This window comes from Pseudobythopirellula maris (assembly GCF_007859945.1).
Lineage (GTDB): Bacteria > Planctomycetota > Planctomycetia > Pirellulales > Lacipirellulaceae > Pseudobythopirellula > Pseudobythopirellula maris.
The window spans coordinates 514,186-526,567 of the sequence record NZ_SJPQ01000002.1; the positions used below are offsets into that span (position 1 = coordinate 514,186).

Here is a 12,382-nt window from a genome sequence, read left to right on the forward strand (position 1 = left end):
AGATAGGCGATCTTTATCGATTGCCCGGCCTGTGCGGGCCGGAGGGACGCCTCCGCCACCGACGCACGGGCCGATACACGCAGCAAGGAAGCAAGCGGATGGCCCACGAAGATCACTCTCCCAGCGGACCGCGCTCGTCACGCATCGACTCGGCGCACAGCGTACGCCGCGCCCAAGCGACCGACGCGGCGGAGCCGATCGAGTTTGTCGAGGTCGGCGCCGAGCAGGCCGCCCACCGGTCGTCGGCCGACACCGACGCCACGTCGTCCGCCCTGCCGGCCGAACCGGCGCCGCTGGAAGGCCACGCCGGTCACGCCGCCGACCTTTCGGCGCGGCTCGTCGAGCGGCAGGCCGACATCGACCGCCGCCACGAGGCCGTCGTCGCCCAAGAGGCCGAGACCGAGGCCAAGCTCCGCGCCGCGCGGCTCTGGATGGAGGAGCGTCGGCACGAACTCGACGAACGCGAGGCGAGCCTCGACGCCCGCGAGCAAACGCTGGAGCGAGACGGCGACAGCGAATCATCGGCGCCCACCCTGGCGGTCGAAACCGCGCGGCGCGAGGTCGCTGAGCGTGAGCAAGAGCTCGACGAGCGACAATCGGACCTGCACCGCCGCATCGAAGATTTCGCCAAAGAGCGCGCCGAGTTCTCCGAGCGGATCGGTCGGTTGGACGCGCGTGAGAAGCTGCTCCGCGAGCAGGCCGACCAGGTCGAAGCCACCGTCGAGGAAGCGCAGCAAGAGTTGCAGGCCAACCGCATGGCCGAGGCCGAGCTCACCCGTCAGCGGGCCGAGGTCGAGCAGGCGGCCGAGGACATCGGCCTGCGGGCCGACGAACTCGCTTACCGCGAGCAACAACTCGCCGCCCGCCGGCAAGAGCTCGAACTCGCCCTGAAGCGGTTCGAGCGGATGGGCCTGAACGAGGAACGGATGGCCGAGCTCGAGGAGCAGGTCGGGCAGTTCGCCGCCCGCGAACGCTACCTCAGCGACGCCGAGGCGCTCATCGCCGAAGAGCGTGCGTCGCTCGACAAGGCCCGCCAAGAGCACCGCGATCAGGTCCGCCACGCCGACGAGCGGCTGGTCGCTGACCGGCAGCGGGTCACGTCGGACCGGGCCGCCTTCCAGGTCGAGTCCAAGGCCCGCAACACGCAACTCGACCGCCGCGAGGCGGAGCTCGACCAGCGGCAGGCGTCGCTCGAGCGGATCGAGACGGAGCTGCGGGCCACGCAGCGCGAGGCGCTCGAGATGCGATTGGCCACCGAAGAGACCTGGTCGCAGCTCACCGGCGCGTTGGCGCCGGCGGCGCTCACTCGATCGATCTCACAGGTCAGGGCCCGGCTGTCCGACTGCTACCAGCACACACTCGAGGCGATCGTCGAGCAGCGCGGCGAGCTCCGCGACGCCGCCGCCCAAGTGTCGCGCGAGTTCGAGCTGCTCGAGCGGCAACGCGACGAGCTGACGGGCTGGGCCAAGCGACGCAACGACGAACTCGGCCAATTGGCCGCCCGGCTCGAGGAACGCGAGAAAGAACTCGACCGGCAGCAGTACGCGTTCGAGAAGCGCGAGGCCCGCTGGCGCGTGGAACGCGACGACTACCGGGCCCAAATCCGCAAGCTGCTCGCCGAGCTACGCGAGCAGCAGGACGGGCCGGCGCTGCGGCTGGTGGCTTGAATCCCCTCCCCATCAAGAAGAGGGGAGCGCCTCATAACGCCACCGCAGCGTTTGGGGATAGCCGCCGAGGGGAGTCGGCGGACGCACCACGAGCAGATCACCCTCGCGCTCGAACGTTGGCGTCGCGCCGTCGGTCGCGAGCGGCGTGATCGCAATCCCCTCGCCCTCCACGGCGTACACGCTCGCCAAGTGCTCAGCCGACGACTTCGCCCGGCAGGCGGCGTCGAACACGAGACGGCCCTCGGCCGTCGCCTCGACGCTCATCGACCAATGCCGGTCGGCCGACATGCCGGAGAGGAACAGCAGCGGCTGCTGTTCGTGCAGCTCGACGTAAACGGGCGACTCGGCGCCGGGCGCCTCGGCCCAAGCGATCGCCCCCCCCCGTGCGTCTCGCAACACGTGCGTGAAGCGGTCGACGTTCCATGTGAACTCGACGGAGAGCGGGCCGGCGGCGAGTGAGATGGGGGACGGGGACAGCATGGCGATCGGGTTCGGGGGGGGCGGCGTGCTCCGCTTACTTCGTGCGCGGCTCAGACGCGGCGGCTGGCGAGCGAGTGATTCTGAGCCGCGCACGAAGTAAGCGGAGCGGTCGGTATCAGTAAATCGGCTTCCTAGTGCAATCGCACGAAGGAACCAACGCGCCAACATGCTTCAGCGTCGAGACGGCAAAAGTCGCACTAAGGCTAAGGGCAGTTCGTCCCAGGCACGGCCCCCCAGCCCTCCCCCGCAGGGGGAGCGGGACGCCATCAATCCTCGTCGTCGTCCTCGATCGGCTGCCCCGCACGCCAGCGGAGCGTCGCCTCCAGGAAGCCCTGGATGTCGCCGTCCATCACGGCGTTGAAGTTGCCCTGGTAGTACTTCGTGCGGGCGTCTTTCACGCGCTGGTCGGGGTGCAAGAAGTAGTTGCGGATCTGCGAGCCGAAACCGGTCTTGGCCACCTCTTGGTACTTGGCGGCCTCTTCGGCCTCGCGTTTCTCCTCCTCGAAACGCGCCAGCCGGGCGCGGAGCATCTTCCAGGCGCTCGCCCGGTTCTTGTGCTGCGAGCGGTCGTTCTGGCACTGCACGACGATGCCCGTCGGCTCGTGCGTCAAGCGGATCGCCGAGTCGGTTTTGTTGACGTGCTGCCCGCCGGCGCCGCTCGCGCGGTAGGTGTCGGTCCGCACGTCCGCCTCGTCGATATCGACCTCCACGCTGTCGCTGATCTCCGGCGACACGTCGACCGCCGCAAAGCTCGTCTGCCGGGTGCCGGCCGAGTTGAACGGGCTGATGCGCACCAGCCGGTGGATGCCCGATTCGCCCCTCAGGTAGCCGTAAGCCATCGGGCCGCGGATGGCGACCGAAGCGTTGTTGATGCCCGCCTCCTCGTTGTCCTGGCGGTCGAGCAGTTCGGCCTTGTAATCGTGCTTGGCGGCCCACTGCAGGTACATGCGCAGCAGCATCTCCGTCCAGTCGTTCGCGTCGGTGCCGCCGTCGCGGGCGTTGAGCGAGATGATCGCCCCCGCCGCGTCGTGGCGACCGTTGAGCAGCGCCGCGAGCTTGAGCTTCTCGAGCAGCGCCTCGATGCGCTCGATCTCGGCCGGCGCCTCCTCGGCGAACGAGGGGTCCTCCTCGGCCATCTCCACGAGGGCGTCGAGGTCTTCCTGCGCGGCGATCGCCTCGTCGAGCGGACCGAGCACGGCGGTCAGGCCCTTGAGCTCACCGATGACGGCCTGCGCCTTCTCCTGGTCGTTCCAGAAGCCGGGGTCGGCCTGCTCGGCCTCGATGGCTGCGATGCGTTCCTTCTTGGCAGCGTAGTCAAAGAGAGTCCCTGAGCTGCGTCAGGGCCTCCTGGATCGCATCGGCGCGATCGGTCCATTCCTTGTCCATCGTGGCAGTCGCTCCGCCTGAAGTTTATGGGTTAAGCCTCGTATTCTACCGCGACCCCTCCCCGCCAGCGAGGGCGCCCGCCGCGGCCTCTTCTGCGTAAACTGGGGAGAAGTCGCAATGTCCTTCCCATCCCACCTCCCCCCTACCCTTCGACTTTCTTGACCATGCTCGTTGTGCTCGCCATGTCCGGAGGCGTCGATTCGAGCGTCGCCGCCCACCTGCTGCTCGAGCAGGGGCACGACGTGGTCGGCGTGTTCATGCGCCACGGCGAGCAATCGCCCGCGGCGTGCGGCGGCGAGACGCCCGATTCGGCGCTGCCGATCGTTCAGCGGCTCGATCATAAACAGGGCTGCTGCACCGCGTCGGACGCCGAAGACGCCCGCCGCGTGAGCGACCGGCTCGGCATCCCGTTCTACGCGATCGATCTGAACGCCGAGTTCGGCCGCATCATGGACTACTTCGTAGAGGAGTACGCCCACGGCCGCACGCCGAACCCCTGCGTGCAGTGCAACAACTGGATCAAGTTCGGCAAGCTGTTCGACTACGCCGACTCGATCGGCGCCGAGTGCGTGGCGACCGGCCACTACGCCCGGCTGGAGCATCGTGAAGACGGGCCGGCCCAGAAGGAGTACGCCCTGCTACGCGGTGTCGACGGGGGCAAAGACCAGTCGTACGTGCTCGCCGGGATCTCCAAAGAATTGCTGCCGCGCATGATGCTGCCGGTTGGCGGCTACGAGAAGCCGCGCATCCGCGAGCTTGCGGCCGGCGTCGGGCTCAACGTCGCCGAGAAGAAGGACAGCCAGGAGATCTGCTTCGTCACCCAGGGACGCTACGACGCGTTCGTCCGCCGGCGGCTCGACTCGGACGAAGACCGCTCGGGCGAGCTGGTCACGACCGCCGGTGAGGTGGTCGGCCGCCACCCGGGGATCGAGGGTTTTACCATCGGCCAGCGCAAGAAGCTCGGCGTCGCCTTGGGCGAGCCGGCGTACGTCGTCAAGATCGAACCCGACACGCGCCGCGTGGTGCTCGGCAGTCGTGAGGAGCTCGGCCGCAGCGAACTCACGGCCGAGGGCGCCAACTGGCTAGTCGATGTCGCCCAGGGCGAATCGCGCCGCTGCATGGCCCAGATCCGCTACAACTCGCCGGCGACGCCGGCGGAGCTAACGGTGCTCGACGGCGACCGCCTGCGTGTCGTCTTTAACGAGCCGGCCCGTGGCGTCACACCGGGCCAGGCGGTCGTTTGCTACGACCACGCGGAGCCCGATCGCGTGCTCGGCGGCGGCTGGATCGAATGATGTCGTTTCGCGAGGCCGCTCCTTGCTGGATCGCTGTCTGACAGTCGCTCAGGGCACCTATCGCATCGCACGCCCCTAGCTATCGCCTTGCAGGCTCGCGATCCGCAATTCGAGACGCTTGATCTCACGGGCCAACGTTTGGCGACGCCATTCGCCCCAGATCCAAATCTTGCAGAGGCCAACCGACAGGCCGCAGAGCTGGATCCCGACGGCCCAGGCGATTTGGTGCTTGGTGATCTCTGCCAAGTAAAAGCGATAGCAGCACCATGCCAGCAGGCCCGTGTAGACCAGCGACAGGAACATCGGGAAGATCGTCAGCCAGCGCTTTCGGCCGCGGAAGGCGTGCACGATCGCCTCGGTCATGAGAGGGTCTTCTTGGAGCGAGGACTTCAGCCAAGCGTCCTCTTCGTGGAGCGTGTCTCGGATCAGCTTGTCAACGTCTTCACTCATCGTGCTGCTCTCCAGAATAGGGGGAATTGGGATCGCGGCGGATCGCGGCGGCCAGTTTCTTCCGGGCGTGGTAGAGCCGCGACTTCAACGTGCCGACCGGAACCGTCATCGCCTCGGCGATCTCCGCGAGCGGCATCGTGTCGAGGTAATGCATCGCTAGCAGGGTGCGTTCTTGCGGCGACAAACGGGTGAGCGCCTGACGGAGCGCGTCGGTTCGGTCCGAAGCGCCGTCGCTGTCGCTTGCCGCGGGTGGGTCGTGCAGCAACGGCGCGGCTCGCTCTCGATTGGTCTGCTGCCGCCGCACCCAGTCGGCGCACTTGTTGCCCACAATCCGGTAGGCCCAGCGGCGGAAGCAGGCCGGGTCGTCGAGCCGCGTCAGGCCGCGGATGATCGCCAGCCACGCCTCTTGCGTGGCGTCGGCCGCCGCGTCGGGCCGTCCCGTGAGCCTCAATGCCTGGCGTCGCAGCCGGGGGCCCCAGCGCTCGACCAACCGGCGCAGGGCCTGCTCGTCGCCGTCCTGCACGCGCAACACCAGCCACTGGTCGTAAGTCTCTTCGGTGCTGTGGCTGTCGGGCGGTTTCATTGTTTCGTTGCATGCCTAGTCGCAGCGGCGGGCCCTTGGTTCAAAGATTCCAAAGGCTCGCAGCGGAATAGCACAAAACCCCGTGTTCTGAGATTTGATAGTATGCGGGCTGACCGCACTCGATTCTCCCCCGACTCCTGACTCCTCCCCCTCCGTTATGCCCAACCGCCTCGCCAACGAGTCGTCGCCCTACCTGCTCCAACACCAGAACAACCCGGTCGATTGGTTCCCCTGGGGCGATGAGGCGCTCAAGAAGGCCCGCGACGAGAACAAGCCGATCTTCTTGTCGATCGGCTACTCGGCGTGCCACTGGTGCCACGTGATGGAGCACGAAAGCTTCGAGAACGAGAAGATCGCCGCCTACATCAACGAGCACTTCGTGCCGGTGAAAGTCGACCGCGAGGAGCGTCCCGACCTCGACCAGATCTATATGAACGCCGTGCAAACGCTCACCGGGCGCGGTGGTTGGCCGATGAGCGTGTTTCTGACGCCCGACCAGAAGCCGTTCTACGGCGGCACCTACTGGCCCCCCACTGCCGGGCGCGGCATGCCGGGTTTCGACCAGGTGCTCACCGCGGTGAACGACGCCTGGACCAAACGCCACGAGGAGGTGCTCGGCACGGCCGACCAGCTGACCGCGCGGCTGGACGACATCGCCCAGTCGGCCGGCGGCGGCGACGGCCCGCCGCTCACACACGCCCTCTTGGAGGGCGCCGTCAGGCAACTCGAGCAGGAGTACGACCCCGAGCACGGCGGCTTCGGCCCGGCGCCTAAGTTCCCCGCTTCGATGGACATGGCTTTGCTGCTGCGGATGCACGCGCACACGAGCCGTCCGGCGCTCGTCGACATGGTCCATCACACGCTCAATCAGATGGCGAACGGCGGCATCTACGACCACCTCGGCGGCGGCTTCGCCCGCTACAGCGTCGACGAGCGTTGGCTCGTGCCGCACTTCGAGAAGATGCTTTATGACAACGCGTTGCTGGCGGGCGTGCTCGTCGATTCCTACCTCGCCACCGGCGACGAGACCCACGCCCGGGTCGCCCGCGAGACGCTCGACTACACGTTGCGCGGCATGACCGCCCCGGCGGGCGGGTTCTACTCGACCGAAGACGCCGACAGCGCGCCGCACGACGATCCCAACGGCCACAAGGAAGAGGGTCTCTTCTACAGCTGGAAGCCCGCTGAGATCCGAGCGATCCTCGGCGAGGAAGCGGCCGACCGCTTCTGCCGCGTCTACGACGTGACGCCGCTAGGCAACTTCGAGGGCCGCAGCATCCTCAACCTGCCGAAGCCGATCGCCTTGTGCGCTGAAGAGTTCGGCGTGCCGGCCGGCGAGCTGGAGAAGGAACTCGCCGCTTCCCGTGCAAAACTGTTCGACGCCCGTGAGAAACGCCCCCGGCCGGGGCTCGACGACAAGGTGCTCACCGCCTGGAATGGCCTCATGATCGAAGCGATGGCCCGGGCCGGCGCCGCGTTCGGCGAGCCGCGGTACGTCGACGCCGCCGGCAAGGCGGCCGACTTCATCCTCACCGAGCTGCGTACAGACGACGGCCGCTTGCTCCACTCCTGGCGCGGCGGATCGGCGAAGCTCGACGCCTACCTCGACGACTACACGGCGATGGCCGACGCGCTCGTGACGCTCTACGAAGTGACCGGCGACGAGCAGCGAATCGATCAGGCGGCCGGGCTGCTCGACACGGTGCTTGCCGACTTCGCCGACCCCGACGCCGGCGGGTTCTATTACACCGCCACGGGGCACGAGACGCTCATCACCCGTAACAAGGAGCTCACCGACAACGCCACGCCGTGCGGCAACTCGCTGGCTGCCTGCGCGCTGATGCGTCTCGGCCAGCTCACCGGCGAGGCGCGCTATCTCGACGCCGCCCACCGCACGCTCGAGGTGTCGTCGCTGCTGATGCAGCGGGCGCCGCGGGCGATGGGCAACATGCTCGCCGCGCTCGACCGTCAGCTGGGGCCAAGCCGCGAGCTGGTGCTCGTGGGCGGGGGCGACGACGCGAAGAAGATCGCCGGCGAGATACGGCGTCGCTACCTGCCGCGCTGCGTGCTCGCCATGCGAACGGGCGAAGAATACCGCTCACCGCTGCTTGCGGGCGCCTTCGAGGGCAAAGAGGCGATCGGCGGCGAGCCGACGCTCTACGTCTGCGAGAACCACGCCTGCCAGGCGCCGGTCGCGGGCGCCGAGGCGATCCGCCAAACACTCAGCACGTTGTCCCCACCCCCTGGTGGGGAGGGTTAGAGCGGTTTGCTCATTGGTGTAGACGCTCGGCTCGCGATCGGCGTCATGGCTTCGTCAGCCTGCATCGACAATGCACCGCATTGCCTGCTTCGGCTTCCTCGCCACGCCGCCAATCGCTTCCCCGCTCGTCCACACCAATTCGAATACCGCTCTAGGCAGGGGGGCGGCCCGGGGTACTCGTTCTGTTTCGCTCGGCGCCGGAGTCCGCTTCACCCCCACCCCAGCCCCTCCCCACCAGGGGTAGGGGAGCCAGTGTCACTTCGTTCCTTTGTTGCTGCGCGATTCAACCGCTTCCGCCTCGGCGAGCAGTTCCTCGAGCCGATCGATCTGCTGCTGGCTGCGCGTGACGAGTTCTTGCAACACGATCAGCTTGCTGTCGATTCGGCCCATGTATTCGCGGCCGACCTCATGGAGTTCAACCTTGGCGCGCTCGACCTGGGCGACGCTGTCGTGCTGGACGCCCGACCATTCGCTCTCGGGCCGCGGGAGGGTGGCGATCGGCCTGACGTCGGCCCGCTTGCGCGCGCCGAGCCGGCCGTAGCTGCGCCTGAGCAAGATCATCGTCAGCAGCGCGATCCCGGCGGTGAACATCAGCGCGGGGAGCACTGTTGCAAGCGGCACTACGGGGGCCAGCGGCAGCACGGGGGCCAGCGGCAACAGGGCGGCGATCGACGATAGGGGCGACATATTATTCGACTCGACCGAACGCCGCGGCGGCGGCCACATAAACCTTGCCAAGCGGCTCCCCGGCCCTCTCGGCCAAGGCCTTGCAATCGTCGTATTCCGGCGTGAACCGCTCCGAGCCGTCGGGCAGTGTGGCTACCACGCCCGTGGTTTCGCCCCACGGCGTGGCGACGGTCGCCTTGCGGCGGGCGAGCACAAGCCGCTCCACGGTCTGCTTGCGGAGGCCTAGGGCTGTCGTCTCGGCCAGCACGATCGCGGCAAGTTTGTCCGCGTCGGCCGGTTGGGCCTGCACCGTCACGAGCACGCCGGGCCGGCCCTTCTTCATCTGGATCGGCGTGAGCGCCACGTCGAGCGCCCCGGCTTGCCACAACCGCTCGCAACAATGAGCGATCGCCTCGCCGGGGCAGTCGTCGAGGTTGGTCTCCAAGAGCACGATCGTATCGGCCGCCGTCGACGGCGTGTCGGCCGACTCGCCCACCATCAGCCTAAGCAGGTTGGGATGCTCAAAGTCCTTCTGTCCGGCGCCGTAACCGATCGATTCGACCGTCATCGCCGGCATCGGCCCGAACCGCTCGGTGAGCGTGGCGATGATCGCGGCGCCGGTCGGCGTGGTGAGCTCGCCGTCGACCGGAAAGTCGACCAACGGCACGCCGCGCAGCAGGTCGGCCGTGGCGGGCGCCGGGATCGAGCAGCGGCCGTGGGCGATCTGGATGAACCCCGTGCCGGTCGGCACCGCCGAGCAATAGATTTTCTCCACGCCGAGCAAATCCCATCCGATAGCGGCGCCAACGATGTCGGCGATCGAGTCGACCGCTCCCACCTCGTGGAAGTGGACTTTCTCGATCGTGGTCCCATGAGCCCGCGCCTCGGCCTCGCCCAGCCGGGTGAAGATCGCCGTGGCGAGCTCCTGCTGGCGCGGCGTGAGCGCGCTGCCGTCGATCATCGCCGTGATGTGGTGCAGGTGGCGATGGGCCTGCTCCGGCTCGTGCTGCACGGTGACCTGCGTCGCCCGGAATCCGCGTTTCTTAACCTCCGCGGCCACGAGTTGGCAACTCGGCAACCCGAGCGAGTCGACGCCCGATTGGATGGCGGCCAAGTCGACGCCGGCGTCGACCAAGGCGCCGAGGGTCATGTCGCCGCTGATGCCGCTCGCGCAGTCGAGGTAAGCGATTCGCATGCTAGCAGTGGGGAGGGGTGAGGATTCAGGGGGCGGAGGTCAGCGAGCCGTTCAATATAACGGGACAGGCTGCTGGCGACACGGAGGGCAAAATAGCCGCCGAGCTACGCTCGCCGGGAAGAATCGCCGGAAAGTATCGCAGCCTGTGGCGTGGTCCGACGAGCGTAGCTCGTCGGCTATGTGCCCTCCGGTGAGGCTGGGTCTTGCTTGCCGCGTTGACGCTCAAGGTTGCCGCGATGACGCACGTGCTTGCCGCGTTGACGCACAGGGCCTGTTTATCCTACTCTCCGCGCAATGCCCGCCACGCTTGTCACGCCGCCGAACGAGACGACGCCCGTCGAGGCGCCCGCTGCGCGCGCGGGGCGGCTGCGGGTGCTGTTCGTCACCACGCCGCAGCGGCCGGGCGACTGGCTCGCCGAGGCGTTTGCGAGCGAGGGCGCCGGCAACGTGGGGGTCGAACAGGCGGTGGGCGTCACGTCCGCCGTCGGCCGGCTCCGCGACCGGCCGTTCGACGCGGTGCTGGCCACCCACCAACCGGGCGAGCTCGACGCCAGCGAGCTGTCCCGGGCGATCCGGGCGATCGGCTGCCTTGCGCCGGTCGTCGTGCTGGGCGACGCGTCGCCCGCCGAGGCGGAGGCCGACTTGTGCGCCGCCGGCGCCGACGCCTACTGCTGGGTCGCGCAAACCACGCCCCGCACGCTGCTGTGGGCGATGTCGCGGGCGATCGAGTCGCGACGCCTGCGCCGCGAGAACCAACAGCTGCGACAAGCCGAACGGCGTCGCCTGGCGCTCGAGCACAGCGAGGCCGACCGCCTGCTTGCCGAGCAGCGTCAGTTGATCGACAGCCTCGAGATGCTGGGCCAGCCCTCGGTGGTCGAGTGCGAGGCAAACGACCCAATCGCGACGAACGGCGACCTCGACCCACGGCTAGTCGAACGCTACCGCGAGCTGCTGCGGGCCTACGCGATCATGGGATCGAGCGGCATGGCGGACGAGATGGCCGACCTGGCCGAGCGTTTTGCCGGGCTCGGACTCTCGCCGCGCCGGGCGGTGGCGTTGCACCTTGGGGTGCTGGAGGAAATGGTCGCGGGTCTTGGCTCGCGGAGCGCCCGCCACGTGATGGGCCGCGCCGATCTGCTGGCGCTCGACCTGACGGTCCACTTGGCGGAGGCGTACCGGGGGCGTTACCTTGACCGCACGCACCCGCCCAGGCAGCTCCCGCTGCCCGGATTCGACGCGGGCGACTTGCCCCCCGATCCCCCGCCCACGCCCGCCGATGCCCACGGATACGCCCCCCTCTAGCGATCAAACGACCACCGTGGCCGAGCTGCGTGAGCTTGTCGACGAGTTCGTCGCCGAGCGCGAATGGTCGTGCTACCACTCGCCTAAGAATTTAGCGATGTCGATCGCCATCGAGGCGGCCGAGCTGATGGAGCACTTCCAGTGGATCGGCGACGACGAGTCGCGCGCCGTAGCCGACGACCCGCAACGACGGGCCGCCGCCGGCGAGGAGCTGGCCGATGTGATCGGCTACGCCCTGGCGATGTCCAACGCGCTGGGCCTCGACCTGTCGGAGACTATCCGCGACAAGATGCGGAAGAACCACGCGAAGTACCCCGCCGAGGTCTACCGCGGACGCCCCAGCTACGAGCGACCGAACGGCAAACAACCGCCGGCTGGTGGCTGAAGTCTCTCACGGCGCATAAAAAACCCCCGACCAACCTTGGCGGGGGTTTTTTAGTTGGTTTGTCGTGGCATGAGGCTTTCCGCAGCCCCGACCAAGCCTAGCCGAGCCGAACAGGCCCCGCTGCACTCACCCAGCGAGCCGGCGGTACCCGCCATCCATCATCGAGTGGCTCTTCGTCTCGTGCGTGAGCTGCATCAGGTAGGCGTCTTCGGGCGAATCGTCGTAGTAGTCGCGGAGCACGTCGACCGCCACGAAACCGCTCTGCCGGAAGAACAGCTGGGCGTCGAGATTCGTCTCACGCACCTCGAGCGTGATCTTCGTGCGGCGTTGGCTCGAGAGCTTGCCGACGAGCTTGCGGATCATCTGGTCGCCGACCGCGCGACGGCGGACGTTCGGAGCCACGGCGAAATTCAGCAAGTGCAGCCTTGTCTTGTGCAACTCGTAAATCATGAAGCCCACGACCCGGTCGCCCTGCTCGGCGACCATGCCGATGCAGTTGCGTTGCCGCAGGCTGCGGATGAAGTCTTCTTCCAGCCACGGGAATTCAAAACTCAGGCGCTCGATGTCGAGCACCTCGGTCATGTCGCGGCGGATCATCCAACGGATATGGACACGGAGCTTCGTGCTCATCGTCATCGCCATGCTTGGCTCCTGGATCACTCATCCCGACAGGCGTTCCCGTCGGTCGTTCACGTAAATCGACAAGTCCCCGT

General features: G+C 67.7%; 12 protein-coding genes. 5 read left to right on the forward strand and 7 right to left on the reverse strand.

Annotation, left to right across the window (positions count from 1 at the left end):
- Positions 1–98 precede the first annotated feature (98 nt).
- Complete coding sequence (locus Mal64_RS09760; protein ID WP_146399585.1) at positions 99–1,667, forward strand: hypothetical protein; 1,569 nt, start codon at positions 99–101, stop codon at positions 1,665–1,667.
- Between the two features lie 12 nt (positions 1,668–1,679).
- Here the strand turns inward: Mal64_RS09760 and Mal64_RS09765 are convergent, their stop codons facing one another.
- Both Mal64_RS09765 and prfB read right to left on the reverse strand, forming a co-directional pair.
- A complete protein-coding gene (locus Mal64_RS09765) occupies positions 1,680–2,147 on the reverse strand; it encodes a hypothetical protein (RefSeq protein WP_146399587.1) in 468 nt (155 codons plus the stop codon).
- A 266-nt stretch (positions 2,148–2,413) separates the two neighbouring features.
- Positions 2,414–3,533 (reverse strand): peptide chain release factor 2 gene (gene prfB, locus Mal64_RS09770; protein WP_391570415.1). Its coding sequence is split into 2 segments (ribosomal slippage): positions 2,414–3,463 and positions 3,465–3,533, totalling 1,119 coding nucleotides; the frame shifts between segments, so codons are not numbered across the junction.
- 164 nt (positions 3,534–3,697) lie between these two features.
- Between prfB and mnmA the strand changes: the two genes are divergently transcribed.
- The gene (mnmA, locus tag Mal64_RS09775) at positions 3,698–4,828 is read left to right on the forward strand and encodes a tRNA 2-thiouridine(34) synthase MnmA (RefSeq protein ID WP_231993711.1); all 1,131 of its coding nucleotides are present in this window, start codon (positions 3,698–3,700) and stop codon (positions 4,826–4,828) included.
- A 75-nt stretch (positions 4,829–4,903) separates the two neighbouring features.
- Here mnmA and Mal64_RS09780 read toward each other — a convergent pair whose 3' ends face one another.
- Both Mal64_RS09780 and Mal64_RS09785 read right to left on the reverse strand, forming a co-directional pair.
- Positions 4,904–5,278, reverse strand: coding sequence for a DUF6768 family protein (locus tag Mal64_RS09780; protein WP_146399590.1), 375 nt, complete (start codon positions 5,276–5,278; stop codon positions 4,904–4,906).
- Positions 5,271–5,861, reverse strand: a complete 591-nt coding sequence (locus Mal64_RS09785) for an RNA polymerase sigma factor (RefSeq protein ID WP_146399592.1) — start codon at positions 5,859–5,861, stop codon at positions 5,271–5,273. The genes Mal64_RS09780 and Mal64_RS09785 overlap by 8 nt, the downstream gene beginning before the upstream one ends.
- 157 nt (positions 5,862–6,018) lie before the next feature.
- Between Mal64_RS09785 and Mal64_RS09790 the strand changes: the two genes are divergently transcribed.
- On the forward strand, positions 6,019–8,121 hold the full coding sequence (locus tag Mal64_RS09790; protein ID WP_146399594.1) for a thioredoxin domain-containing protein: 2,103 nt from the start codon (positions 6,019–6,021) through the stop codon (positions 8,119–8,121).
- A 255-nt stretch (positions 8,122–8,376) separates the two neighbouring features.
- Here Mal64_RS09790 and Mal64_RS09795 read toward each other — a convergent pair whose 3' ends face one another.
- Both Mal64_RS09795 and larC read right to left on the reverse strand, forming a co-directional pair.
- Positions 8,377–8,808, reverse strand: a complete 432-nt coding sequence (locus Mal64_RS09795; RefSeq protein WP_146399596.1) for a hypothetical protein — start codon at positions 8,806–8,808, stop codon at positions 8,377–8,379.
- Position 8,809: 1 nt separating this feature from the next.
- Positions 8,810–9,982, reverse strand: a complete 1,173-nt coding sequence (gene larC, locus Mal64_RS09800) for a nickel pincer cofactor biosynthesis protein LarC (protein WP_146399598.1) — start codon at positions 9,980–9,982, stop codon at positions 8,810–8,812.
- Positions 9,983–10,276: 294 nt separating this feature from the next.
- Here larC and Mal64_RS09805 point away from each other — a divergent pair, with 294 nt between their 5' ends.
- Both Mal64_RS09805 and Mal64_RS09810 read left to right on the forward strand, forming a co-directional pair.
- On the forward strand, positions 10,277–11,284 hold the full coding sequence (locus tag Mal64_RS09805) for a hypothetical protein (protein ID WP_146399600.1): 1,008 nt from the start codon (positions 10,277–10,279) through the stop codon (positions 11,282–11,284).
- On the forward strand, positions 11,259–11,669 hold the full coding sequence (locus Mal64_RS09810; RefSeq protein WP_146399602.1) for a nucleotide pyrophosphohydrolase: 411 nt from the start codon (positions 11,259–11,261) through the stop codon (positions 11,667–11,669). The genes Mal64_RS09805 and Mal64_RS09810 overlap by 26 nt, the downstream gene beginning before the upstream one ends.
- Before the next feature lie 126 nt (positions 11,670–11,795).
- Here Mal64_RS09810 and rimI read toward each other — a convergent pair whose 3' ends face one another.
- The gene (gene rimI / locus Mal64_RS09815; protein ID WP_231993645.1) at positions 11,796–12,311 is read right to left on the reverse strand and encodes a ribosomal protein S18-alanine N-acetyltransferase; all 516 of its coding nucleotides are present in this window, start codon (positions 12,309–12,311) and stop codon (positions 11,796–11,798) included.
- Positions 12,312–12,382: the final 71 nt, after the last annotated feature.